The organism is Acidaminobacter sp. JC074 (genome assembly GCF_022496765.1).
GTDB lineage: Bacteria > Bacillota > Clostridia > Peptostreptococcales > Acidaminobacteraceae > JABXKX01.
In genome coordinates this window covers 32,654-59,021 of sequence record NZ_VANV01000020.1, presented here as the reverse complement: position 1 = coordinate 59,021, position 26,368 = coordinate 32,654, and the positions used below count along the sequence as shown (strand labels likewise).

The following is a 26,368-nucleotide window of genomic DNA, read 5'->3' as shown; positions in this document are numbered from 1 at the left end:
CTTTTCACCTCAAAGCCATCATAATAGACCTTAGTCAAAGAATAGTCAATGTTTTTCTAGGCTTATAATCTTTTCTTTAAGGGTCATACCAAATGCATAGCCTGTCAGCTTGCCGTTTGAGCCAACCACTCGATGGCAGGGAATAACAATCGGTAGAGGGTTTTTACCATTGGCCATGCCAACAGCCCTTGATGCTTTTTCGTTGCCGATTTCTATGGCAATGTCCTTATAAGAAACGGTTTGCCCATAGTCAATGTTTCCAAGAGCCTGCCAAACCTTTTTTTGAAAGTCTGTACCGTCTGGATTTAACTTTAAATCAAATGTTTTTCTTTTTCCTTCAAAGTAGGCTTTCAGCTGACACCTTGCCTCTTTAAAAAAATCATCATTTAAAAGCCATTCCTCTTTTATCTCCAAGTCTCTATTAGAGTCTTCAGCCACTAGATGAATCCGCTTTAGACCAGATTCATCTCCAATTAAAATCACTTCACATATGTCTGTTTCAAATCTTGTATAATACATCATGCCTCCAAATGCCATAAACACAAAGTTGCATAACCTCTATAAGGTCGCCACTTGTCCGCAATTTCATTTAGTTCTTTTTCTTTTTTTGTCTTAAGTGCCTTGATGACACCTAAATCCTTAGCTGGAAAAGAGTCCACCATGCCTAAGCCTCTTAAGGCAACATAATTGATGGTCCAGTTACCAATCCCCTTTACCTGTATAAAAGATTTCTGAAAGGCTTCAAAAGATTGGTTGATTGTTAAAGATACCTGACCATTTAACAAGGCTTCTGTTACATTCTTGATGGTCTTTTGTCTGGTATTCGTTAAGCCAATATCGTCCAGTAGGGTCTGGTCGAGTTCAAGTTCATTTGGGAAATAATAATCCAATCCCTGAGGAAAACAAGCCAGTGTCCTTATGTTAGCTTTTTTGACCAGTCTTTCCATAAATGTTGAGGTTGCCTTGATAGAAATTTGCTGGTTGATAATAGCCCTAATGGTAAGCTCAAAGGGATTAAATGCTTTAGGCAGTCTAGGTACACGTCCATTTACCAGTCCCTTAGATAAGAGTGGATCAGTTTTAAAGCGCTTGAGTATGGGATTAAAATCCGTCTTTAAATCAAAGAGACCCTGCATTCTCTGGTATACTTCATAAGCATCTCTTAAATCCTCTGTGTAAACTTCAATCTTTAGATAACCCATTTCATCACTGACAGAGATATAGCCCTGTGAATCATTTATACGGTAGGTACGTAAGTAAGTCTGATCTTGAATGATCTCTACCCCTCTTGTGATCCTATGAGGTAAAAAGTCTAAAACACTGGCAAAATCAAAGTACTCATCATAAGGCAGTTGAAGTTCTAATTTACCCAATGTGTAAAGGTCCATGTGTTTTCGTGATTCACTTGGCGTTACCCCCAGGGTTCTTTTATAAACGGTATTAAACTGTCTTAATGAACCAAAACCTGAACTGCCTGCAATATCTGTTATGGATAAGTCGGATTCATAGAGTTTCTCCTTAGCCATCATGGCTTTTTTAAACATTGACATCTTAACTGGCGTTGTTCCAATGTTTTCTATAAAAAGAGACCGTAGGTGCCTTAAAGAAAGATGTAGAGACTCTGCCAAATCATCTAAAGTATGATGATTCAAATAGCCTTCATGAATCAAGTTTAAAGCTTCTTTTACAATCTGTGTACCGGCTATATTTTTCTGATAATGCTCTACAAAGACATCAGGTTGACACCTCTTGCAAGGTCTAAAACCTTCATTTTTGGCTTGATCAACCGTTTCAAAGTAACGTACGTTTTCTTCTTTGGCTATAGGGCATGGACAAGATGGCCTGCAAAAGATACCGGTTGTTTTGACGCCGAAATAAAACTGACCATCAAAATTCCCGTCTTTAGTTGTTCTGGCTATACTGTAAATATTCATATAAGGCTCCTTTATTCTATCATAAGAATATTTGAGCCTATTAGCAAGCAGTTTTCGGATGTCTCTTGGCAAGAAAAAAGAGAAATCATCATGACTTCTCTTGAAAAAACAAACCTACATAATCAGGTCCAGTATGGGCACCAATAGCACAACCTATTGGATGCATGATGATTTCTTTTGGTTTCAAAGCTTCAACTTCACTTCTGATATATTCAGCATCGTCTGTATTTAAGCCGTAGTTGATCCCTACTGTAACATTTGATAGATCTTTACCGGATAGGTTGGACAATAACTTTTGATAAGATTTTTTCTTACCTCTCTTTTTATCTTTTAAGAGCAGCTTACCATCTTCTAGACCAAGTATAAGATTCATCTTAATCAGTTTACCAACTTGGTACTGGGTAGAAGACAATCTGCCGCCTTTGAACAAGTACTTCAAATCAGAGACAACATAATGGTGATTCACATCACCGATTCTACTCTTAACGTAATCTACAAGCGCATCAATGCTGTCTATATGTTTTAGTGATTTAGCAGCATCTAAAACCAGCAGGCCTTGTCCAAGGGATGCACACCTTGTATCTAAGACTTCAACTCTCCCTTTGCCTTCAAGATTCTTTTTAGCCAAACACGCCGATTGGTAAGATGATGACAAGTCTGATGAAAAAGATAAGTATAAGACATCATAGCCTTGATCTAAATATCTATTAAAAACCGCTTCATAAGTATTTGGGGTGATTTGACCGGTTTTAACTTCCACCCCCTTATCAATGGCTAACATCATTTGATGTGACTCTATGCTTTCACTATCTAGGTACTCGACTTCATCAACAAATACCTTTAATGGAATTACTTCTATATCATATCTAATGGTCACTGACTTTGGTAAATCACAACCACTGTCTGTAATTAACTTAACTGGCATATTTAAAACTCCTTTTCACTTTATTGGATGTATTTGACTTTCTATATTTTTTTATCAACTGCTGTCCGACTTGAAATAAGTTACCCACAACCCAATACAAAGTAAGACCTGTCGGCATATTGAGTGCGAAGAAAAAGATCATTGCAGGCATCATTGCTGACATAATTTTCATGCTTGGATTGTTAGGCTGTGAACTCGCTCCTATAGTGGTTGATAAATATGTGGTAAAAGCCGATAAAATAGCCAATAAAGGTAAGGCAGAACCGATTAGTGGTAAATCCATCCCTAAGGCGATGCCGTTTGTAATGCCATCTACCATTTGACTTGCTGGCATACTTAAATTCTTTAACCATAAAAAACTCATATTAATCTGATCTAGAGATAAGTTGTTAAGAAAGATGTACTTGGCCGGTTCACGAATAACATTGAAAAAACCAATGATAATCGGCATTTGAATCAACATAGGAACAAAACTTGAAAACGGATTAAAACCGTGTTCTTGATAAAGCTTCATCATTTCCTGACTAAGTTTTTCTTGATCGTCTTTATACTTTGCCTGCAAGGCTTCAAGTTCAGGTTGAATTTCCTGCATCTTTTCTGTAGACTTCATCTGCTTGTTGTTAATAGGCAGTAAAATCAACTTTAAAAAGATGGTGGAGATGATAATTGCAACACCATAAGCTGGTGCAGATTCTGGCAAAACAGCACTTAAAAAATTATAGAGCAAGTGCATCATTTGTCCAATGGGATAAATAATAATATCTAACATAATACCTCCTCGGACGAATGTCCGATTCTATTTAGAAAAAATAGCCCGCAGGCTATCGGACAAACGTCCTAATTATGATTATCATAACCGGTTAGGCCAATCAAATCAACCTTTTTATATAATTTTAATGTTCTATCTTCGATCTTTGGACCAAGATAACGCCTGATAATATGATGATAAGTGACATGATAATTACAAGATTAACCGGCTCATTTAAGATAAGGACGCCTAAAAATAATGCCACCACTGGATTAACATAGGCATAAGTCCCGACTCTTGATGCTGGCCAAACTTGAAGCACATAGATATAAGACGAATACCCCACAATAGAACCAAAGACAACCAGGTATAATAGGGCCATCATAGATTCACTGGTCGGATGAAGTGAGGAAAACTCACCTGATAAACCGCCTAATACCAATAGGCCTATACCACCTGCTAACATTTGTATGGCTATGTTAGATACAATATGTCCTTCTTTTTTTACCATGCTTGAATACATAGAGCCCGTTGACCAAAAGAAGCTGGCACCTAAGGCTAAAATCATTCCAAAGAAATCAAAGCTGATATTATTTGCCCCTGCTAAGGCTAAGACTGCCACCCCCACAAAACCAATGATCAGTCCGAAGATACCTACTTTTGACATCTTAGATCTCTTAAAGATGACCAAATCAAATAATGCAATAAAAAGTGGTACTGTTGAAATAATCAATGATGCAATACTTGAATGCAGGGTCTTTTCTGCATGACACACAAGACCAGTACCGCCCAATAACATTAAGAGGCCAATAACACTCTGATGCCTAATAGCCTTTAATGATTTAGGAAACTCATAACCTTTGAATTTGGCAAACATGAACATTATAGAACCTGCAATGATAAATCGAAATGCCGCAAACAAAGATGGTGGAAAATCCTTTACACCAATTCTGATAGCCAAATAAGTAGATCCCCAAAATAGACATACTGATAAATAAGCAATTAAACCTTTATTATTTTCTGACATAAACACCTCCGTCTAGTATGATAGCAAATTGAGTTTTTTTAGCTAGCAGTTTTCGGATGTGTCTTATAATAGTGATTCATAATCTCTACTTCTATCTCATCTGCTTGTCTTTGATCATAAGGATTTTTCATAATCGCTGTTACATATAAGAATGGATAATGTTCTTTTAGATATTTCATATAATCCACCCATTCTATAGACAGGTTTCTATAAGCTCTATTTAAATCAATGCGTAAATGATCCAGATGATAGTCTTTCATTTGACTTTGATCTCCACTTACTTTTCTCATTTCAAGTTCTTCTCTTAGATGGAATAAGGATAAGAGAAGGTCTGAAAAAGTGTCGTGTTCTAAAAGAGCCGGGTTAGAAATCATATTTACTAAAAAAGGCTCCTGTTCGTCTAGTAGTGATTTTAACCTGATCAAGTCTACTTTAGAAATATCAATACGGTGCTTGTGTGCTTTCATACCTTGACCTGCTCTTTTAAAGTCCATCTCATAGGTTTCAAGATTAACCTGACATAGGTCTCTTATTTGTTCGATGTTCTTGTCAGAGTTTGAGAGCATCTCTAAGAGCTCTTGGCCTAGCTTTGTATAAAAAAGACCAACCAGCATGCTGAGCTTTTCCATCAAGTGGGCCTTCTCTCTTTTTTCAAGTATCTTATCCAAGACCATGGTTACAAAGAAAACCTCTAAAGGTACAAAGGCTATGTCTGCTACTAGAAATATCATTGTATGGTGGACGTCATGAAACATAAGAACATGAACATAGTGAAGTAAGATCGATAGGGCTATTAAGCCCAAGCCGATCAAGAGTTGACTTTTAACGTGTTTTTTCATAATTTCCTCTTTTAAGCGAATTTTCTTTTCTTTATAACTGGAGATTTCCAGCGGCCACTTAAATACATAAGTAGGCCTATAAAACAAATAACCGTGTTGGATATGATCATGGCATACCAGATGTAATCTGGATTGTTGATATTGTACATTTGAATCAGCATAAGCATAGGTACCCTTAGTCCCCATAGTCTACCGACATTTAAAACCATGGCTGAAACGGTATGACCAGACCCTTGGAAGAGGCCTGTTAAACAGTTAAAGAAACCAAATAGTGGTATGGTAATCAAGATCATCTTCAAGTAGAAGCTGCCTTCTTCTATGATATAAGGATCATCTGAGAATACACCGATCAGCTGATCTGTAAACATAAACATAATAACAGCACCCACAACCATGATTGCTGATGCAATACCAACACTCTTTAGAAAGGCTTCATTGGCACGTTTGTAATTATCAGCACCAATGTTTTGACCCACAATGGTTGTTAAGGCACCACTGATGCCCATAGCCGGCATAAATATAATAGAAGAAATTCTATTACCAATAGCAAAAGCTGTTAAGATGGCTTCTCCAAAGGATAAGATAAAGACATTTAATACTGTAAAACCTAAAGAGGTCATAGACTGACCTAGGGCTGCTGGGAAACCAATCTTTATGATGGGTACAAAATACTGGCTATTCAGTTTTAGATCGTTCTTTTCAATGCCTAGGGTATTGTGTTTTGGTCCAAAGAGAATAAACAAGGATATCACATTGAAGATACCTCTTGATAAGACCGTTGCATAAGCTGCACCAGCAATACCTAAATCAAGTACAAAGATAAATATCGGGTCTAAGATGATGTTTAATACAACAGATAAACCACTTAAGATCATAGGCGTTAAGGTGTCCCCTTCACCCTGCTTGATGCCATTAAAGGCAAAGGTAATAAACATGGTTGGCGCCCCTAAAAACATGATTCTTAAGTAGGTCGATGCATAATTCAATAAATCACCCTCAGCCCCCATCAAAGAAACGATGTTTCTTGAAAGTAAGGCTCCTAAACTACCGACTACAAGTGAAGCAATCAAGGCCAAAGTTAAGAGTTGACCAGCGGTCTTTTTTGCATCGTTTTTATTGCCAGAACCGACATATTGTGAAATAAGTGCAAGACCACCAATGGAAAGGCCCATACCGATACTCATCATAAAAAAGACCAATGAGAATATAAACTGCATGGCTGCCATCTGAGTGGTTCCAAGTTTAGATACGAAATATGTATCTGTTAAATTATAAAACGTTTGAATTAAGTTATTTGCCATAATCGGCAGAGCCAGTAACAAGACTGCTTTACTGACGGATCCCTTTAAAATAAGGTCTGATTTCCTCATATTTCGCTCCTCAAAATAAATTTGCATATGTAACATTCTAAACCATCTAAAAAAAATATACAACTTAATTTTGACTCTATACCTAGTACAGACATTATAATGGCTTTAGGAGGTAAGTTATGAAATATCAAAATGAAGTAATCAAGTGCTTGTATGAACGTGCAAGTGTTAGGAGTTTTACAGACCAGGAAGTCAGTGAAGAGACCTTAAGAACCATTATTGATGCAGGCTGTCATGCTGCTACAGGTGGCAACTTGCAGCCTTATAGCATCATCGAAATCAGAAGTGAAGAAAAAAAGCAGGCACTTATGGATACAGGGGTTCACCAACCCATTGTTAAGCAGGCGCCTGTTAATCTACTCTTTTGCATCGACTGGCATAGAATAGAAAAATGGGCTAAACTACACCATGCACCTCATGTCCTTAGAGAATCCTACAGACATTTTTGGATAGCCTTTCAAGATACCATTATTGCAGCACAAAATATCTGCACGGCCGCAGACTCACTCGGTCTAGGAAGTGTTTATCTTGGGACTGTAGAATCTTGCTTTGATGAGTTAAGACCTATGTTTAATTTACCAGAGGGGGTCTTTCCAGTTGTTATTTTATCATTAGGTTATCCTAAAAAATATCCTGAGCCTGCAAGCAAGCTTTTATACGACAATATTGTCCATAAGGAGTCTTACCTTTCGCCATCAGATGACCAATTAAATGGCATGATGAATGAAAAGTACCAGGGCAGGTCTACCCCTTTAAGTCCTAAGAACCTTGACCAGCTCCATAAAACATCTATGGCTGTTCATGGTAAAGAATATGCCGATGCAGCTATTGACTATGCCAATCAACTTGGTCATATCCATACAGCCCAGCGCTACTTTGGTTTACACTATGTGGCTGATCACATTAGAAAAGGGAACCAAACTTTCCTTGATTCCCTACGACTAGCAGGTTTTGAATGGCTAGACAAAGACTATTAGTCTTTCAAAATGGCCACTTGAATTTCATGAATATTATAATCACTGTGATTGGTAAGATTATCATTGATCAAAATCACTCGAATGGCGTCACCTCTCAAGGTGTAGCCATTTTCTTTAACATAAGTCATTAAAGATTTATAGCTATTTTTATGGTCTTTACCGACTACATAAGTACACAAGTACCAGCCACCTGGTTGTATGCTAGACTGGTCATTTCTAGATGATTGCATGGCAAATAAATCATCAATAACAAGTTCATCGTCTATAACTTGAAACCTCGTTGAAGGTTCGTATGCCACTTCTTGGTTGATCCCATAAAGCCCCTCTAACTGGCTTAAGTCTTCTAAATGCTCCAGTAATGAATACCTTCTTTCCTTACCAAAAGCAATTCCAAACCGGTCATCTATCCATCTTTCTGTAATCTCATGTCTTTCCTTATGAGCATCTATACCAAGCAGCTGACGATCCAAATACTTGAGTGCCAATTCTTTCTGTAAAATGACTTCATTTAGCTTGTTTCTTTTTTCCTCTAATACAGGTCCAATTTGGTCTAAGGACAAATCATTTAAAGCTTTAATTTCACTTAATTCAAATCCAGCTGATTGCAATATTTTTATACGCCATATTTTAGCTGCTTCTTGGTCATCAAAGTATCGATAACCTGTATCTTCATTAACATAAGAAGGTTCAATCAAACCCTTTCTCTGATATAGTCTGATGGCCTGAACACTGACATCAAGTGCCTTGGCTATTTCACCAATTGTATATGTTTTCATTATTTAATCATGTTCCTCTTGCTCTTTAAGTTTTTATTGTTGTACATTCTTTGATCAGATATGCTGATAAGCTTTTCAATACTCAAAGTATCATTTTCTTTGGTACTTGCAATACCATGGCTGATGCTCATAATGTATTTCTTTTCATCACCGACATTGATAGACTCCAATTTGTCTTCAATCCTAGACATAATCTTTTCTGTGATATAAGAATCAATGTTAGAAAGAACGACTAAGAACTCATCTCCCCCAAGTCTCATAAACAAGTCTTTCTCTCTGATTTCTTCTTTTACAACAAAGGTAACGGTTGTTAATAAATCATCTCCATACTCATGACCTAAAGTATCGTTGATCTGCTTTAAGCCATCTACATCAATAAATATCACACATACCTCTTCACCGGTAAGTTTGGTTTCATCAATTAACTTGGTAAAGTACTGCATACCAGCACGTCTATTATAGATATTGGTCAGAGCATCCTTTTCAAACAACTCTCTGACAATCAGCTTAGACTTTCTGATTCTATACTGCAAATAAGAAATTAACAAGGTAGCAAAGAATATGATGATTACAGAATACCTGTATTTGATAATTACATTTTTTACAACTGTCATAAGGTCCGTATCAAAATATATAGCATAATCATCCCCGCCGACATGGTCTACCAGTCTCAACTGACCAGATGTCACGACAATGTCTCTATCAATTTCAACGACTTCATCAAAGTTAACCGACTCAACAATGAATAGCTGGCCATCAGATATCAGGTAATCTTTATTATAGTTATCGCAAACTAGAGGATAATCCACACAGAAGTTGATGGCTTCATTACCTGGATACATAAACTTAAAGGCCTTGTCACCGTCTTCATGGTAAAGGTAATCACTGGATTCATTAATAAGGTATATAGAACCTTTGGTGTTTTCGTTGATGATATCGATTTCATCTAAAAGGTGTTCAGCCAAGTAATTGACTATTAATACACCGTCAAAGTCTTCCTCTTTTACCCTAAGAGCAATTCTGAGCATAGGCTTTTCAGGCTGCTCAATTTCACCATTTTCTACATTTAAATCTAAGTCTGATATATGAAATGTATTGGGTTCAAGATCGATGGCTTCCTTGAAATAATAGCGGTCCGATTTATTTTGTAATTGATCTTCAGGTACAATATCTACATGTCCATCATCATAGTTGACCCTTACAAGTTCTTTACCTGAAACATCAATAAATCTTATTTGATCATAAAACTTCTTGGACTTTATAAAATTACACCAGACATGGTCGTAGTTAAAACTCTCATCATGATGAGATATCATTTCTAGTTTCATAAACTCTAAATCAGAAACAACATTTTTCAGATCATTGCCTATGACTTTTTTAATGGTTGACAAGGCAACTTGTTCTTCCTCAATCATGATATCTTTTGTTTCGCTGATTAAAGAATACTCATAAACAGTTTGAATAACAAGCACGACAAAAAGCGTTACTATAAATAGTAAGGCAAATAAGCGTATAAACATTGTACTGTTGATCTTCTTCATTTCACTTCCCCCGTATCTATATTATACACGGTTTGCCTTGAAATTACTCAGTTTTTACACTTTCTCTTATATAAGTTTCATCGCAATAATATTTGATTCATTCGGTATTATCTTCTTTAGAAGAAGACAAACTGCAGTGAGTCTACTTGATAATCATATCCACAATGACTGGATAATGGTCACTGACCGGTTTATTATTATAGATGCCAGTATTGTCTATCCTGTAAGACTGAACGTCAAAGTCATCTGATACAAAGCAGAAATCAATGGGTTTAAACCACCTGAAATTCAGTTTTAAAAACCAGTTGATGGTCCCATAGGACATAGAGTCTTTTGCTTCAAACTTAGCATCTCTTAAAAGGCCAGACTGCTGAATCACCTGATAGTTCTTGGAATCTTGATAAAAGTTAAAGTCTCCTGTTAAGACGACTGGTGTATCAAAATGAGAGATCTTGTCCAATATGAGCTTTGTGCCATATTCTCTGGCTTCCTTACCGATATGGTCCAGGTGGGTATTAAAGTGGGTGTAAATCTGACCTGTTTCCTTGTTTTCAAGTGTGACCCAAGTACAGATCCTATTACAAGCTCCATCCCAGCCCTTAGAAGGTTGATCTGGTGTTTCAGACAACCAAAAGTTGCCACTATTTACGACTTCATATGTAGACCTATAGAAAATGGCTGTATATTCACCAGATGTATGACCATCATCTCTTCCAACCCCTACATAGTCATAGCCCTCTAATAGGCCAGGCAAACCGCTATCAGACATCCATAAATAGTCACCTTCTTGAATGCCTATGGAATCTGGTTGATAGGTTAAAACCTGGTCGGCTAAAATGTTTTTTCTTTCTTTCCAGTCTTCTTGATTACTAGACCCGTACTTCAGGTTGTATGAAACCACTCTTATGATATGGTCTTCTTTCTTGTCTACAGCTTTTACTTTTGGTATATAAAGACCTATCAGAAGTAGACTCAAAAGTATGATTGATGCGATAATTAATTTTTTCATTATGACCTCCATTCAGAATACGATTTAAAGTCATAAAATCGTGCATTAACTTTATACCCAAAAAGAAGATGTTAATGAACACCTTCTTTTCTAAAGCTTTTATAGAATATTTTTGTATGCCAAATGATTATGTTAATGATTAAGTAAAGACATGTTAATATGGTTACCCCGTAGTCAAGTTTCTTTAAATACATATGAAGAAAAGCCAACACAGCCACAATCGTCATAAATATCATGTTTTTTACAAACATACCTCCCTTGTCCTTGGTCGCTTCAGATACATCCAGTGAAAAAGGTGCCTGAGCCGCTATAAATAGGCCTGCTATTCTAACTATAATTATCAGTAACAAGGATGCACATAAAAGGTCTAATAAGACAGAAGGTCCAATGATAAACACAAATCCAACTAGAGGTATCATCAGCATTGGCAGTACATACTTAAGAAGATAAGCCTTTAGTAAGCCTTTATGAATATCAAAATAATTGTCATATGGAAATACATCATAAAGCCACGCTCCGCCTGCATGTTCTGTATGAACCAGATAAAGAACATAAATGGAGTTCATGGCAACTGTCATATAGATCCATAGATGTTCATTAGATAGGTCAAGGCCTGATAAGACCATCCTCATCGTCAGTATAATAGGTAGACAAGCTCCAAGAGCCATGGTCGGTAGCATCATTACCTTTAATTTTCTATCTTTCGAAAGCATGGTCATGGCAAGCATGAAAGAGGCTTCTTCTTGCCTAGAACCTGTCAAAAGCTTAGCTAAAGCTTTTAATCTTTTCTTTTTATGATTGGCCTTGGTGATATTGATTTTCTCTCCACTCTCTTCTAACTTTGACAAATAAGATTCAAATCTTTTAGATAAGTACTTTGAATAGACCCAAAATAATACAACAGGCACCACAACACCTAAGATTTTCAACACAAGTAATAAGAGTGTGTTTTCTCTTATAAACCAGGATGCATACCACATGGATGGCATGAGAACGTGATACCACTTAGGAACAATCACTAAGTTCATATCTGAAACAATGATGGTGTTGTTAAAGAGTTGATAACCTACCATCATTAAGATTGCCAGAGAAATCTGAAAAAAGTTAATGATGTCCTTTAGTTTTTCTCCATCAAAAGTCTTAAGTATGATCACATACAATATTGAAGTAATGAAGACCACAATAAAATTGATACAAATAAAAGCGAGAACCATTAATGGTAGCACATATAAGCCGTGTTTGATGCTTATGGCAACTAGTGAAGGTAACATCAAAGCCATGGTATACAAAACCATATAGTTAAGTATATGAAGGACTTTAGCTGCACTAATGGCCTTGGGATCAATGGGCTTGGTATGAAGGACAGACTTTTCACGTATATCTAGTATCACATTGGAAAAATCAGATATCATGGTCAGAGACATCATAACCAAGGTAATACTCATTAAAATGCCAACCTTCACATACAAGTCAGACATAACAAGAGAAAATACCAGCAAAAACAGGCCCATCAGACCGTAAGACAGTAAGGCCATGACTTGCGTATTCTTGTTTTCGTCTTGTATACTCGTATTAGATCTTCTGGTGTCCATAACAAGTTTTAATGCAAGTATCCTTCTCATCTGATCGAAGTCTATGCCCGCTTTAATAAAGACAAACTTAAATCGATCTACAAGCCATAAGATGCCACTAGACATGGAGGCCTCCCAACATAGCAGACACAAAATTATCAGCCAGTTCTTTGTATTCATCAAAACCTGTAATTTCATTAAAGAGAGATTCCAGTGAATCCATATCACTTCTTTTTACCAAGTCTTCAAACTTGCCATTTGCGACTATTTTACCTTCATTGATTAAGAGAATCCTATCACTTATCTTTTCTACAACATCCATAATATGAGAAGAATACAAGATTGTCTTACCATTTGCTGCAAGCTTTGATAAAACTTCTTTAAAAATCATAACACTGTTGGCATCCATACCATTCAGCGGTTCATCTAATATCAGAAGATCTGGATTATGTAGCATACTTGAAACAATTAATAATTTCTGCTTCATGCCTTTAGAATAAGAGCCTATTCTTTCATCGAGATGTTTGTGAATATCAAAAACTTCACACATATCATAGGACTTTTTTTCAATCACTTCTTCCGATAAAGAAAACATAGCACCAACAAACTCTAAATACTCTCTACCTGTTAGAGATTCATAGAGTGCGGCAGATTCTGGTACATAACCAATGCGTGACTTATACTGATAAGCCTTCGGATCTAATTGTTCACCAAAGACTTCTATTTTGCCTTCTTCGTAAGAAAGCAGTCCTAAAAGAATTTTAATAGTAGTCGATTTACCAGCACCATTGGGTCCAATATAACCAATGATTTCACCTGGATATATCTCCATATCTATGCCATTGAGTACTTTCTTGTCTTGACTGTAACCCATCACCAAGTTCTCAGTTTTAATAATCGGATTCATATGCCACCCCCTGTCATCATTTTACAACAAAGATATTAAAAGCATCTATAGGGTCTCTTAAGTTTATATGAAAAAAAGGTGTGTCAAAACCCACCTTATCTCTTACTGTAAATGATTACAGGAACACCTTCATCTATAGTAAACTGATCTAAATGCAAATCGATTTTATTGTAGCCACCTTTGAATAAGGGTCTACCTGAACCAAGGATAGTAGGGATAAGACCAATGATGTACTGGTCAACAATATCTTCTCTAATAAATGAATCCGTAAGTCCTGCCCCACCAAATAACCAAATATCTTTACCTGGTTTTTCTCTTAAATCTAAGATAGTCTTATTGATATCTCCACTTATAAAAGTCACATTTTCTCTTTCTTCAAACCTTCTAGACGTTGCAACGATGATATCTATGCCTTCAAAAGCAGTTAAACCAGTAAGAATACAATCTTCATAAGCCTTAGATCCCATCACTACAGTGTCAACAGACTCTATAAACTTTTCAAATGAAAAAGAATCCTCTGTATCAGATGTCTTATCACCATGTCCGATGATCCAATCAAAACCACCTTGTTCATCTGAAATAAAACCGTCTAAACTCATTGCCAAATTCAAAATAATTTTTCTCATTATGCCTCCTTTATAAAATTTTTTAAGTACAAACCCGTTAAGGTTTTCTGTGATATGATCTCCATGACAGAACCCTGTCCGACAAGTTGACCTCCCTCACGTCCACCATAAGGGCCTAAATCAATGATATAATCTGATGCTGCCATCACTTCTAAGGCGTGTTCTATAACAAAAATAGAATTGCCTTTGTTTTTTAACTTCCTAAGAAGTGTTGTGATTTTTTCTATATCTCTAGGATGTAAACCTGTTGTTGGTTCATCTAAAATATAAAGTGTCTTTGTAACTGATTCTTTGGATAACTCTTTAGCTAACTTGATTCTCTGACACTCACCACCTGATAAAGTGATGGTGGTTTGTCCTAATTTAAGATAGCCTAGACCAACTTCACTAAGTAGAAGTAACTTGTCTTTAATCGTATAGGTTTCTGAAAACAAGTCCACACATTCATCAACTGTCATATCCAAAACATCAGAGATGCTCTTATCCTTGTATTTAACCCTTAAGATTTCTTCTCTAAATCTGTGACCTTCACAAACAGGACACTGAACTTCTACATCATCTAAGAAATGCATATCTAGTTTAACAACACCAAGACCAGAACAATGTTCACATCTGCCACCTTTAACATTAAATGAAAAGAAAGTGGATTTCAGTTTTGCCTTTCTGGCATCCTTTTGACTCGAAAACAGTTCTCTGATTAAAGAAAAGACTTCTGTATATGTTGCTACATTGGACCTAGACATTCTGCCAATAGGCTTCTGATTAATGGTCACAATTCTGTTAATGTATTCTATGCCATGAATGGTCTCACAATCTGAATACCCCTTTTTTACGTATTTATCTATAATATCAATAACAAGTGATGATTTTCCCGAACCTGAAACACCTGTAAAACACACCAAGGCATTCAGAGGTATATCCAGACTGATGTTTTGCAGGTTATGTGCATAAGCATTTTTTACACCGATCTTATTTTTTACTGAAAATGACGTGTTAGGCTTCACCACTTTCTTTGTCATATACTTTCCAGTCACTGAATGATCACTCTTTATAATCTCTTCTGGTCTACCAGAAAACACAATCCTGCCGCCATCTGGACCAGCATTTGGTCCAAAATCAATGATATGATCACATGCGCCTATAAAATCTGTATCATGTTCTATAACAAGCACAGTATTGCCTAGGTCCCTTATATGCTTTAAGGCATCTAACAGCTTGTTGCCATCATGGGGATGTAAACCTGTTGTTGGTTCATCTAAGACATAAAGTACGCCAGTTAAACCAGAATCAATGATATTGGATAACTTAAGTCTTTGAGCTTCTCCGCCAGATAAGGTTGACGTTTGACGGTCAAGTGACAAATAACCAAGGCCAATTTTGATGACATTTTTAATTCTTTTCTTTAAATCAGAAACAACTGCTGAGGCAATGGCTTCTTCTGCTTGAGTCAGTTGAAAACTGTCCAACCAGCTTATTAACTCTTTTAAATCATAACTCGACACTTCAACAAGTGTTTTGCCCTGGACCCTAACTGTACGACCCTCGTAAGATAATCTTGAACCTTCACATTCAGGACAAGTCTTACTTATAAATGCATCTTTGATCTTAGAGTTCTTTTTTTCTTTTGTTGCATTTTCTTTTGCTTTTTCATTCATAAAAGTTAAGATGCCTTTGAAATAACCCTCATGTACCTTTTTAGGTTTCTTGATATTAGGATATAAGGCTTTAAAGGCTTCTGAATCAACGCCTTTATAAAAAACTAAACGCTCCAAATCATTGTAGTCTTTTACTTTCTTTGAAGCATCAAACTTAAAGCCATAATGCTGACCACATTTTTCTAGGACTTCAGCATAGTAATCAAAGAATTGACCATTGCCCCATATCTTTACTGCACCTTCACCAACTGTTAAAGACTCATCTACCACCTTAGACAGATCAATGTCCGTCACACTGCCTAAGCCACCACATGTCATGCAGGCACCTTCAGGCTTGTTAAAAGAAAACATGCCCATGGTCAAATGTTTCATTTCATGTGTGCATGATGGACAAACCACGTTTTTTTCATCAATTTCTGCCAAACTACGATTCATATAATCTGGCTTAATTAAAGTCTGACAATGCTGACAGGTTCTTTGGCCTATTTTTGAATACAAAACTCTTAAATAAGTAAGGATTTCTGTATAAGTCCCTACATTAGACTTAGAACTTGACCCAATCCCTCTTTGAGAAATACCAATGGCCGGTGATAAACCTATTATTTTGTCTACCTTAGGTTTGTTCAAACCATCCGTTACAAGTCCCATAGACTCCATATACTGCCTTTGACATTCCTTCTGAAGTATATCCATGGCAAATGACGACTTGCCACTACCAGATGGTCCTGTAATTGCAACCAACTTATTCTTGGGAATCTTAACAGAAACGTTCTTTAAATTGTGCTCTCTTGCACCAATGACTTCAATGTAATTATGCATGCCACCTCCATAACTTTATTAAACTTAACAACTACTGTATAATATAAGCATAAACTATAATGTTACATTACAGTCAAGAGGTTTATATGGAAAAATACAAAATCAGTCAAGTTGCCAAGAAATTCGATGTTTCAAGAACCGCACTAATCCATTACGACAAGTGTGGTCTACTAGAACCTTCGTATAGGGGAAAAAACAAGTACCGTCTCTATACAAGAGATGATCTAGATAAGTTAGAGCTTATTTTGGCTCTAAAAGAAAGTGGTTTAACGCTTAAGGAAATTCAGACATATTTATCTGGTGAAAACAAGAAGTCCAGCTTGAACTTCTTATCCAGTAAAAGGATCAAATTGATGAAAAGTGCTCGCACACTCGTTACTTTAGTAGTGAGTTAGAGCATAAATGTAGGCTATATTTGTGAAACTAAATCAATTAAGGTGAGGCTGATGGTGAGGCTGGTGGTGAGGCTGATATCGAGAAAAACGAGAACGTTTGTTCTTGTTTTTCTTTGCTTATTATGTTATCATTAGGTAAAGGTGTATATGAGTAAATCAGCAAAAAGAAGATATGTGAGTTCGCTTAATGATCATTCAGTTTGGTCTACTAAGTATCAAAAGCCCATACTTCAATGAAACACGATTCTATACATATTCTAATAAATTGTTGACAAGATTATTTACCTTATATCACCAAATATTTAGAGGTACAAGTGCAATTTTGTTTTAAATACCTTAGACTAAAACGTTTTGGGTGGACATCTCTGGAACTCGTCATACTTTGTTACAACTGTCAGTGAACATACTGAGAGCCAAATTGTAGATTATATTCGAAGTTAAAAGAATTGAGGTTTCCATGTCTGAAATTATGAGAGCTTATAGATACAGAATTTATCCGAAAAAGTGGCAAATAGAAATTTTGGAAAAATCCTTTTGGGCAAAAAGATTTGTTTGGAATCATTTTCTAGAGATCAATATGGACCGTTTTGAAAAAAATGAGGGTATTCTCTCTTACAATAAAATGTCTTCTATGTTAACTGATTTGAAGAAAAATAACGATTGGTTATATGAGTGTGAAAAATCAGTCATGCAAAACACATTGAAAGACTTGGCAAAGGCTTATGACTATTTTTTCGATGGTCCTATGACCTACTCAGAAAAGAAGTTAGAAAAGGCTAAACGAACAGGAAAAGTGTTAACGTTTTATGACTTGCAGCGCCATCCGAAGTTTAAATCACGTTATGATTATGAGCAATCCATCGTGATGAACCTAACCAATAATAACATTGAAGTCCTTGAAAAAGAATGGGAGTTCACATCAATCAATAAATATAAGAAACAAAACTGTAAGATTAAACTTCCAAAAATAAAGATGGTGAAGTTAGCTTATTCAAGACCTTATGAAGGACAGATTCAAAATGTTGCTATCACAAGAGAATCTGATGGAAAATATTATATTTCAATTACTTGTAAAGATATACCGGTAAAAATCTTACCTAAAACACATAAGAGTGTAGGTATAGATTTGGGTGTCCATAAATTTGCCACTTTGAGCGATAAAAATGTAATCGATAATCCAAAGTACTATCAGAAGAATGAGAAGAAACTAGCAAAGTTGCAAAGAAGCATGAACCTAAAGAAAAAATATGGTAAGAACTATCATAAGTCTCGTTTGAAAGTGAGTCGCCAAAATAAGAAAATCAAGCATCGTAGGGAAGACTTTCTTCATAAACTTACGACTGATCTTGTTTACGATTATGATATTATTTGCATAGAAGATTTAAAGCCAGAAGAAATGAAAAAAGATAAATTGTTTGCTAAGAGTATAAGTGATGCAGCTTATAGTACTTTCAAAAGGTTTCTGGAATATAAAATGGTTCCAGCACATAAAAAGCTAATTGTAATCGATCAGTATTATCCTAGTAGTCAAATATGCCATAAGTGTGACTATCAAAATAAGAGATTGAAAGATGTATCTATCCGTAAATGGACGTGTCAAGTTTGTGGAACAAAACACGACAGAGATGATAATGCGAGTATAAACATTGAGAATGAAGGTTTGAAAGGCCTAAAAGAAGGCAGATATAAATCAATAGCATAGAAATAAAAACGTCAGGAACTGGCGGGTTAGCTTAGTAAATTAAAAGCCGTTAGGCTTTTGTACCTAAGAATCTCGTGACTTTTAGTCATGAGAGGTTCAAAAGAAGATGAAGTCTTTAGAAATGCAAAGTCAAATCATCCAAAAAATAATAGTCAGTCTTAAGAGATTTAATGAACTCAGCATCTACCAAGGCATCCTCATAGATGAGTATCCTGAGCCTGAGAGCATCAATGAGTTTATTGGTTATGGGCCTCTCATGTCATACACTTCTGCAGTCGTAAGGTTAAAAAAGCGACTTGAAAATGAGGGCCAAATAGCCTCAAAATTTGGTATATGCTTTGATATCAGAGAAGACCAAGAAGGCAAATATAAAATGATTTACGTCTTTGACTATTTGACTTCACATGAAGATATAAGCAGCAAAGAACTAGCTATGACTAAATACATGAGGTGCATACACAAAGGCAAACCCCATCTGTCGATCAAACCATCAAGAAACTCCTTAATTATGCTAAAGAGCATAATCTATTACCTGGCGACCAGGCATTTTATGTCCCCCTATTTGATTACTGGGAATCTATGAATGAAGATTTCATCAGTGAAGTCTTGATTCCACTAAAAAACCCACCTAAATCTTAGGTGAGTTATAAATGCCATTTAACCAATAAATTACATGGGATGCAAAACCGTGATTACAGGAGGCAGTAGCCTCGTCCTTCTCCCAAAGCGTCCCTGTTGTCCTTGCCATCTTTAAAAAATAGTCCTTCATCTCTTGTAATACTTGGTCGTATCTCTTGTCTTTATACAGGAGCTCCAATCGTAGATAATTGCCTATAAAGGCATTGGCAAAATAAACCTTAGGATATTTGTTGTCCTTCTTTCTGTTTGGCCCAAACTCATTCATAAGCTTAAGCCATAAATCTTTATGAGATTCTTTATCTGCAATACCAGTAAAAAAAGCATAGTACTGACAGACTTCTGTTGTATGATTTGGATTTATCAAAACATCTTTTCTAACCTCATTATCTGTAAAAAACTCGCCATTAAAGGACCTTTTACAGATGACTTGTCTTAGCTTAAGACTTTTACTTAAAAGACCATGGTCGCCATAAAGCTTGCCTATGGCTCTAAGCATCTTGTAATAAACCATATTGGACGGATAGTTTATATCCTGAGTTAAGTCATTGGCTTTTGACCATTCTACAAAAACCCAGCCCTTTAAGTTTTCAAGTAAGCCCAAGTCATTTTCAAAGTTTTCTAGGTAATTTAAAAAGTCATAAACTCTCTGTTTTGCCTGGTCAACTAACTTTCTATCACCTGTTCTCAAAAAATACTCTTCTAGTTCAAGAATAAACCACATACCCCAGTTTGGAATGAAGCCACCTCGATAATGATCAGCTGGATAATTCATGGGAATCATGCCTGCTGGTATATGAGGAAAATCATGAGCATAGATGATATTTTCTAGAAAACTTTTCTCTAATATGTTTTCACCCGTAAGAACATACTCAACTCGACCTATAAAAAAGCTGTCACACAACCAACCTGCCCTTTCTCTAGAAGGGCAATCTGTAAAGACGTCCACTGCATTAGAAAGATAGATCTCAAGTCCTGCTTGGTAAATCAACTTTAAATCCTCATCTTCTAGGTCAATTTCATAGTCTACTTTTTCATGTTTGTATTCTATAATCCTAATGTTTTCTATAGAACAGTTACCATCACTTACAAGTTTTAAGTACTTAAAGGTATAGGGTTCAAAACTTATAAAGTCATAGTCACCTTTTTCAAAGTAAATCTTAATGCCATTACAGCAATCAGCCCTAGTTGTGTCTATGTCGCCATCTATTAGAAGTTCATCAAATAGCGCATAAACACTTGTCTTCTTGTCACATTTAATACTAAAGGCAATTAAGCCTGTTGCATTAAATGGAAACTCATAGGTTTTGTATGACTGATCATGTTCACCTTGACTCTCGGCAAAACTCATATTCTGATACTCACTACTCAGATGTTCATCCAGATCTTCTTTTTTATAGCCTTTGAGTTTATCATTTATATCCGTATATGACCGATCTTCTTTTATTGAATCTGATACATAGTCAAAGTCTACTTGGCCTGATGAAATAATCTTTTGAGGATATAAGACTTCATAAGCTGGATAGCGAATCTCTCTGTAGATGCATCTCTTATCTTCTAAAACGGATAAATTATTCTTTGTATAATTATTTGATTTTGGATAATGGTAACATTCTGAAAAAGGCCTTTGATAACTGTATCTCTGTACTTTTCTTACCCTTTCATCACATATTCTATAGTCAAAATATGAACCGCCTGTATAGGCAATAACTTGATCATCCTCAACCACTTGAGCCTGTAAAAATGATGGCTGATCCATGGTATAGTAGGAGTTAACATTATAACCCACAACTTCTACAATCACTTCATTTTCGTCTAATGTTAAATACTGACCGATATCATATTCATCTACTTTAAAGATGCCTTTGGCTGTTCTGGCTGGACCAATCCCTACAAACATATTATTAACCCACAAACGGTAAACAGTTGATGCCGTTAAGGCAATCATGATGTTTTCACCAGATTTAATAAAAGTTCTAAAGGCAACCTGCAAATTCATTTCTTTTTCTAGACCCTTGGGCCAAATGGGTTTGGCTTTAAAATTATATTCTTTCATAAGAACCTACCTTTCAAAAAAATTTTATCAATGAGGGCAAGATGATTCTAATCATAATATGATTTCTTATTGGCCTTACTAACCGTATCATGTTTAAATAAGAAAGCTCTTCAATGAAAAATACCACTTAAGTAAAAACTCAAGCCATCGTGGCTTTCGATTCTTATGAAAACTTTGCTTTCAAACCAATAAAAAACTCACCTCAGTTGGTGAGTCTACTCTTATGCTTCTACCTGATAAGCAAAAGGTAGTAAGTCGTGTGCTTTTACTTTGATAAGGCCTTTTTTAGAATCAATGATGACATAAGCTTTTGGCATATAGTCAGCTAACATCTGTCTGCAGTTACCACAAGGTGGCAAGACTTCCTCTCCCTTTTGGCCTCTAACAGCTACAACTGCTTCAAACTCTCTTTCCCCATTTGATATAGCAGCACCTATGGCTACTTGTTCTGCACAAGCACCATGAAGTGAGTATACGTTGACACCGGTGTAGATTTTACCGTTTTTACAACGTACTGCCGCACCAACAGTATGAAGATAATCTACCTTATCATAATTTTCAGTAATGACTTGTCTAGCTTTCTCAACTAATTCTAAATCCTTTTTATTTAACATAATATCTCTCCTCTTTTTATCCGATTCTAAAAAATTATATCATGTAAATCTTTCATCTGTTGTGACAATATAGTTACACCTAAATTCATGCATTCGGAATATCTAGCTCTCAACAGTTATGAGTACATAAGAAAACTCACCTATGTCCTATATTGACTTTAGGTGAGTTCTTTAATTATTGACTTATAAGTTGTTCTACTTTTATGGTATCTATAAGTTCTTTTCCCTTTGTTTCACTAGTGGCTTGAAGTAAGATATAAACCTTACCATCTTCATACTTAGTCTTGATGTAATCGTCTTTATCAGTCACAACTAAATCAGAAAAATCTTTGCTTAATAAAGCCGGGATATCATTTTGATTTCTAACCGATAAAAATACTAAGTCGGCATCTGCAAGTATCTCAGGATCTGCATTCATAGCACCTGTTCCTGGTCCATTTATAGATATTTTTTTTATTGCATATTGCGTTTCAGTTCGACCACCTAAGTAATAGGCACTCTTCATCCCTTCCATAAATGCCAACTTACCTTTATGATCAGAAGGTTCAATAGCCTTAAAATCCCCTTCTATATTTGTCTTAATAAACTTGATGATGTCCTCTCTTATCTCCTCAGTAATGGTATGTTCAATGCCTTCATAGATGACAAACTGAAGATTGTCAGTACCTTCTTCATAGATCTCTTTTGAAATATCAAGTCTCTTTGAAATATCTTTGGCCAAGTGATTGATAATAAAGTTCTTGACCTCTTTTGTCATAAAGTTTGTACCATAAATAGGGTCCGATTCATCAGCACCACCTCTATAGATGAACTTTGCAACTTGGTCATAAGCCTTATGATCAAAGGCCTTATCAAATAGTTTTTCATAGTCGGCAGTACCTAGCGGGTACTCAAAGTCCACGCCATCATACTTATCTGTTGGATACAAGAAAACATTGATACCACCAGCTACCATCAATTTTACTTTATCAGGATGAATGGCTGTAAACCTATTAGAGAAATTACCTGAATCAGAAAAACCGTTTATAATGATTTTTTCATATGTTTCAATAGAATCACCACTTAACTTGTCTCTCGCATCCTCAACCATCTTTAAAAGTTGAAGATCAACTCTTTTATAGATTTCTTCATCATCTAAAACTGCAGGTGTATTAAGGGCATGATAATACTCTGGTGTTACCTTAGTAATGTCATTTGTACCTGGAAATACAGGTACAAGAACAGGCATGCCTAGGCTTTCTGCATATTGGATGTTATGCATAGCAGTGCCATATGCAGATTCTTCAGTTTGACTAAATGCCACATCTTTATTGGGCTGATTATTGGGTTCTACAAATATGTATGTTTTATCATCACTTAAGTTCTTAGGTATGTATAAGTAGTACGGCCAGAAGAAACCCGCATCAGGATTTTTTTCTACTTTGATGACTTCACCACTGGCATACTGCCTTTCTACTTCTATACTAGTTGTTTCTTCTTTTACACTTGATAATGAACTTTCAATCTTTAAACCCGCTTCATTTGAAAAACTAATTTCCCAACCAAACTCATCATTTACCCACTTCCAAGTCAAAGGAAAATAAGTCACATCATTCAGTGATAAAATAGGATAATCTTCACTTGCATTATCAACGAGTTTGTTATTAACTGCAATCTTATAAGAAGGTCGAATCGCCTTCATCTGAGAGGGATTCTTACCCGCTTTAGTATAATCCTTGATGGTGCCATTGGCTTGAATCGGATTGATGCTGAGACCTTTTTCTCCTGAAAACTCAACAGATAAACCGAGTCCTTGCGATGCATTGTAAGTCATAGGTACATATGTAATGCCTTTATAAACAAATAAAGGGTATTCACTATAGGCTGGGTTCATATCAACACCATTGAATGTCACTGGAAATTCAGGTATCACCACCTCTAAAGAATCCTCAGCATACACCGTTACAATCGATAGTAATAGTACTAAGAGCACCAAACTCACTCTAATCACATTCTTCATAAATATCTCCTCGTTAATGATTATTTATATGTTATATAAAACTATATAATTATCATATACTATAATTGTAAATTATTACACTACAAAGCATAAAATATCTAGACTCTTCTCAAGAGGTGAATGAAGAAAAAAAGCATGAACGATTTTCATACGAAAATCTGTTCATGCTTCATGGTTTTTAATATCAATTTATTCTACAGTAACTGATTTGGCAAGGTTTCTTGGCTTGTCAACGTCGTTACCTCTTGCTACTGATACATAATATGCAAACAACTGCATTGGCACTACACTTAGAAGTGGTGCTAGATGTTCCATAACCTTTGGAATAAAGATGACTTCATCTGCTGTCTTTAAGATTTCGTTGTCCCCTTCCATAGCGATTGCCACTACATGAGCACCTCTTGCCTTAACTTCCTTGATATTAGAAAGCATTTTCTCATAAAGGTGTTGTTGCGTTGCAAATGCAATAACAAGTGTATTGTCTTCTATTAAGGCAATCGTACCATGCTTTAACTCACCTGCAGCAATGGCAAATGAATTGATATAAGAGATCTCTTTAAACTTAAGCGATGCTTCATAAGCAGAATAAAGGTCAACGCCTCTTCCCATAAAGAAAACACTTTCATTGTTAAACTGAGAATCAGCAAAAGACTGAATCGCTGTAGAGTTATCTAGTACATGATCTAAAAGTCTTGGCATCTCATGTAACTGATCTATCATCTTCTTTGATTCTTCTAAAGTAATTTGATCAAATACCAAACCTAGCTTTAGAGCCAGTAAATAGAATACCAATACCTGTGATGTGTAAGCTTTTGTAGACGCTACACCAATCTCAGGACCTGCCCAAGTATATAGTACACCATCAGAGTCTCTTGAAACCGATGAACCAACCACGTTTACGACTGATAGTATTGTTGCTCCTTGTCTCTTAGCTTCTCTTAATGATTGTAATGTATCTAGTGTTTCACCTGATTGTGAGACTGCTATGAAAAGTGTCTTCTCATCAATGAAAGTTTTCTTGTATCTGAATTCAGATGCAATATCAACTTCCACAGGTAGACCTGCAATATTTTCAATGGCGTATTTACCAATTAAACCTGCATGGTATGCGGTACCACAAGCAACAATATAAATCTTGTTAAATTCTTTGAACTTATCATCAGCAATGTTTAAACCTTCTAAGGTAATTTCATTACTGGCATCAATTCTTCTAGATAAAGTTTCTTTGATCGATTGAGGCTGTTCGAAGATTTCTTTTAATGTAAAATGTGGAAAACCTTCTTTTTCAGCTGCTTCTGCATCCCAAGTTACTTCAAAAACTTCTCTTTCTACTGGTTGTCTAAATTCATCAAAGATCTGAATCTTGTCTTTTGTTAAAAGTACAAACTCATCATTTTCAATAAAATGAACTTTTCTTGTGTATTTAAGAAGTGCTGGTATGTCTGATGCAAGAAACTGCTCGTTCTCTCCAATACCTACAATCAAAGGTGAATCTTTTCTAACTGCAATAATCTTATCTGGCTCTTCTTCAGAAATGACTGAAATGGCATAAGCACCTTCCATTCTATCTACAGCTTTATAAACTGCATCCATTAAATCATCTTCATAATAATAGCTGATCAAATGGGCAATAACCTCTGAATCTGTTTCTGATTTAAAATGAACGTCTGAAACTTCTCTTAACCATTCTTTTATTTTGATATAGTTTTCAATAATCCCATTATGGATTACTGCTATCGAGTTCACTTGATCCGTATGTGGATGGGCATTCTTCTCCGTTGGTGCACCATGAGTTGCCCAGCGTGTATGACCAATACCAATTACTGAGTTGTGACTGTCTACATCTAACTCATTCTCTAAACCGACTAAACGGCCTTTTCTCTTTTTTACAAACAAGTTTTCATTGTCTAGAAGTGCTATACCTGCTGAGTCGTACCCTCTATATTCTAACTTTGATAATCCATTTAATAACACAGGCAACGCCTTATTCTCGCCAATGTATCCTACTATTCCACACATAATTTTTATCCTTTCAAAAACAACAAAAAGAACCATAAGGTTCCTACATTTAAAGTTCCATACGTTTTTGCTCACCAGTTGGATTTGTCCTATAAATCACTTTATAGTTTTGCCAACCTTTAACGGTGTGAGTTCACCACGGGGCACCCGCCGAATCTTTCGATAAAACCCCGTCCTCGTCAACTGTTTAAGCAGTCCAGGCGCTTGAAATTCAATTGTCCAT

The 26,368-nt window shown here is 35.9% G+C and carries 23 protein-coding genes; 5 read left to right on the top strand and 18 right to left on the bottom strand.

Going from position 1 to position 26,368, the window contains the following annotated elements:
- Nucleotides 1-45: 45 nt before the first annotated feature.
- From EZV73_RS20965 to EZV73_RS20935, 7 genes are all read right to left on the bottom strand, one after another.
- Nucleotides 46-519, bottom strand: coding sequence for a methylated-DNA--[protein]-cysteine S-methyltransferase (locus EZV73_RS20965; RefSeq protein WP_330637176.1), 474 nt, complete (start codon nucleotides 517-519; stop codon nucleotides 46-48).
- Nucleotides 519-1,934 (bottom strand): DNA-3-methyladenine glycosylase 2 family protein, encoded by a 1,416-nt coding sequence (locus EZV73_RS20960; RefSeq protein ID WP_240842389.1) that lies wholly within the window; start codon nucleotides 1,932-1,934, stop codon nucleotides 519-521. Before EZV73_RS20960 ends, EZV73_RS20965 begins: the two co-directional genes overlap by 1 nt.
- Before the next feature lie 88 nt (nucleotides 1,935-2,022).
- The gene (locus EZV73_RS20955) at nucleotides 2,023-2,859 is read right to left on the bottom strand and encodes a DegV family protein (RefSeq protein ID WP_240842388.1); all 837 of its coding nucleotides are present in this window, start codon (nucleotides 2,857-2,859) and stop codon (nucleotides 2,023-2,025) included.
- The gene (locus tag EZV73_RS20950; protein WP_240842387.1) at nucleotides 2,849-3,628 is read right to left on the bottom strand and encodes a YidC/Oxa1 family membrane protein insertase; all 780 of its coding nucleotides are present in this window, start codon (nucleotides 3,626-3,628) and stop codon (nucleotides 2,849-2,851) included. Before EZV73_RS20950 ends, EZV73_RS20955 begins: the two co-directional genes overlap by 11 nt.
- 124 nt (nucleotides 3,629-3,752) lie before the next feature.
- The gene (locus tag EZV73_RS20945) at nucleotides 3,753-4,634 is read right to left on the bottom strand and encodes an EamA family transporter (RefSeq protein ID WP_240842386.1); all 882 of its coding nucleotides are present in this window, start codon (nucleotides 4,632-4,634) and stop codon (nucleotides 3,753-3,755) included.
- A 38-nt stretch (nucleotides 4,635-4,672) separates the two neighbouring features.
- Complete coding sequence (locus EZV73_RS20940; protein WP_240842385.1) at nucleotides 4,673-5,473, bottom strand: hypothetical protein; 801 nt, start codon at nucleotides 5,471-5,473, stop codon at nucleotides 4,673-4,675.
- 11 nt (nucleotides 5,474-5,484) lie between these two features.
- A complete protein-coding gene (locus tag EZV73_RS20935) occupies nucleotides 5,485-6,843 on the bottom strand; it encodes an MATE family efflux transporter (protein ID WP_240842384.1) in 1,359 nt (452 codons plus the stop codon).
- A 119-nt stretch (nucleotides 6,844-6,962) separates the two neighbouring features.
- Here EZV73_RS20935 and EZV73_RS20930 point away from each other — a divergent pair, with 119 nt between their 5' ends.
- Nucleotides 6,963-7,820, top strand: coding sequence for a nitroreductase family protein (locus tag EZV73_RS20930; RefSeq protein WP_240842383.1), 858 nt, complete (start codon nucleotides 6,963-6,965; stop codon nucleotides 7,818-7,820).
- On the opposite strand, the gene EZV73_RS20925 is transcribed toward EZV73_RS20930, so the two are convergent.
- From EZV73_RS20925 to uvrA, 7 genes are all read right to left on the bottom strand, one after another.
- Nucleotides 7,817-8,596 (bottom strand): MerR family transcriptional regulator, encoded by a 780-nt coding sequence (locus tag EZV73_RS20925; protein ID WP_240842382.1) that lies wholly within the window; start codon nucleotides 8,594-8,596, stop codon nucleotides 7,817-7,819. The genes EZV73_RS20930 and EZV73_RS20925 overlap by 4 nt on opposite strands.
- The gene (locus EZV73_RS20920) at nucleotides 8,596-10,137 is read right to left on the bottom strand and encodes a GGDEF domain-containing protein (RefSeq protein WP_240842381.1); all 1,542 of its coding nucleotides are present in this window, start codon (nucleotides 10,135-10,137) and stop codon (nucleotides 8,596-8,598) included. Before EZV73_RS20920 ends, EZV73_RS20925 begins: the two co-directional genes overlap by 1 nt.
- Before the next feature lie 142 nt (nucleotides 10,138-10,279).
- Nucleotides 10,280-11,146: an endonuclease/exonuclease/phosphatase family protein gene (locus tag EZV73_RS20915; protein WP_240842380.1), complete on the bottom strand. Its 867-nt coding sequence runs from the start codon at nucleotides 11,144-11,146 to the stop codon at nucleotides 10,280-10,282.
- A gap of 71 nt (nucleotides 11,147-11,217) precedes the next feature.
- Complete coding sequence (locus EZV73_RS20910; protein ID WP_240842379.1) at nucleotides 11,218-12,843, bottom strand: hypothetical protein; 1,626 nt, start codon at nucleotides 12,841-12,843, stop codon at nucleotides 11,218-11,220.
- A complete protein-coding gene (locus tag EZV73_RS20905) occupies nucleotides 12,836-13,624 on the bottom strand; it encodes an ABC transporter ATP-binding protein (protein WP_240842378.1) in 789 nt (262 codons plus the stop codon). The genes EZV73_RS20910 and EZV73_RS20905 overlap by 8 nt, the downstream gene beginning before the upstream one ends.
- A gap of 95 nt (nucleotides 13,625-13,719) precedes the next feature.
- Entirely contained in the window at nucleotides 13,720-14,250 is a 531-nt protein-coding gene (locus tag EZV73_RS20900; protein WP_255813807.1) for a dihydrofolate reductase family protein, read from the bottom strand.
- The gene (uvrA, locus tag EZV73_RS20895) at nucleotides 14,250-16,724 is read right to left on the bottom strand and encodes an excinuclease ABC subunit UvrA (RefSeq protein WP_240842377.1); all 2,475 of its coding nucleotides are present in this window, start codon (nucleotides 16,722-16,724) and stop codon (nucleotides 14,250-14,252) included. Before uvrA ends, EZV73_RS20900 begins: the two co-directional genes overlap by 1 nt.
- Nucleotides 16,725-16,810: 86 nt before the next feature.
- On the opposite strand from uvrA, the gene EZV73_RS20890 reads away from it, so the two are divergent.
- From EZV73_RS20890 to EZV73_RS20875, 4 genes are all read left to right on the top strand, one after another.
- Nucleotides 16,811-17,119, top strand: a complete 309-nt coding sequence (locus EZV73_RS20890; RefSeq protein WP_240842376.1) for a MerR family transcriptional regulator — start codon at nucleotides 16,811-16,813, stop codon at nucleotides 17,117-17,119.
- Between the two features lie 351 nt (nucleotides 17,120-17,470).
- The gene (locus EZV73_RS29015) at nucleotides 17,471-17,560 is read left to right on the top strand and encodes a transposase (RefSeq protein WP_240842375.1); all 90 of its coding nucleotides are present in this window, start codon (nucleotides 17,471-17,473) and stop codon (nucleotides 17,558-17,560) included.
- Nucleotides 17,561-17,576: 16 nt separating this feature from the next.
- Nucleotides 17,577-18,821, top strand: a complete 1,245-nt coding sequence (locus EZV73_RS20880; RefSeq protein ID WP_240842374.1) for a transposase — start codon at nucleotides 17,577-17,579, stop codon at nucleotides 18,819-18,821.
- Nucleotides 18,822-18,927: 106 nt separating this feature from the next.
- Nucleotides 18,928-19,404 carry a hypothetical protein gene (locus EZV73_RS20875; RefSeq protein WP_240842373.1) on the top strand — a complete coding sequence of 159 codons (477 nt, stop codon included), beginning with the start codon at nucleotides 18,928-18,930 and terminating at the stop codon, nucleotides 19,402-19,404.
- Nucleotides 19,405-19,449: 45 nt separating this feature from the next.
- Here EZV73_RS20875 and EZV73_RS20870 read toward each other — a convergent pair whose 3' ends face one another.
- The 4 genes from EZV73_RS20870 to glmS all read right to left on the bottom strand — a co-directional run bounded on the left by EZV73_RS20870 (nucleotide 19,450) and on the right by glmS (nucleotide 26,145).
- Nucleotides 19,450-21,513, bottom strand: coding sequence for a hypothetical protein (locus EZV73_RS20870; RefSeq protein ID WP_240842372.1), 2,064 nt, complete (start codon nucleotides 21,511-21,513; stop codon nucleotides 19,450-19,452).
- A gap of 221 nt (nucleotides 21,514-21,734) precedes the next feature.
- Nucleotides 21,735-22,127: a cytidine deaminase gene (locus EZV73_RS20865; RefSeq protein ID WP_240842371.1), complete on the bottom strand. Its 393-nt coding sequence runs from the start codon at nucleotides 22,125-22,127 to the stop codon at nucleotides 21,735-21,737.
- A gap of 175 nt (nucleotides 22,128-22,302) precedes the next feature.
- Complete coding sequence (locus EZV73_RS20860) at nucleotides 22,303-24,126, bottom strand: hypothetical protein (protein WP_240842370.1); 1,824 nt, start codon at nucleotides 24,124-24,126, stop codon at nucleotides 22,303-22,305.
- Nucleotides 24,127-24,315: 189 nt separating this feature from the next.
- Nucleotides 24,316-26,145, bottom strand: coding sequence for a glutamine--fructose-6-phosphate transaminase (isomerizing) (glmS, locus tag EZV73_RS20855; RefSeq protein WP_240842369.1), 1,830 nt, complete (start codon nucleotides 26,143-26,145; stop codon nucleotides 24,316-24,318).
- Nucleotides 26,146-26,368: the final 223 nt, after the last annotated feature.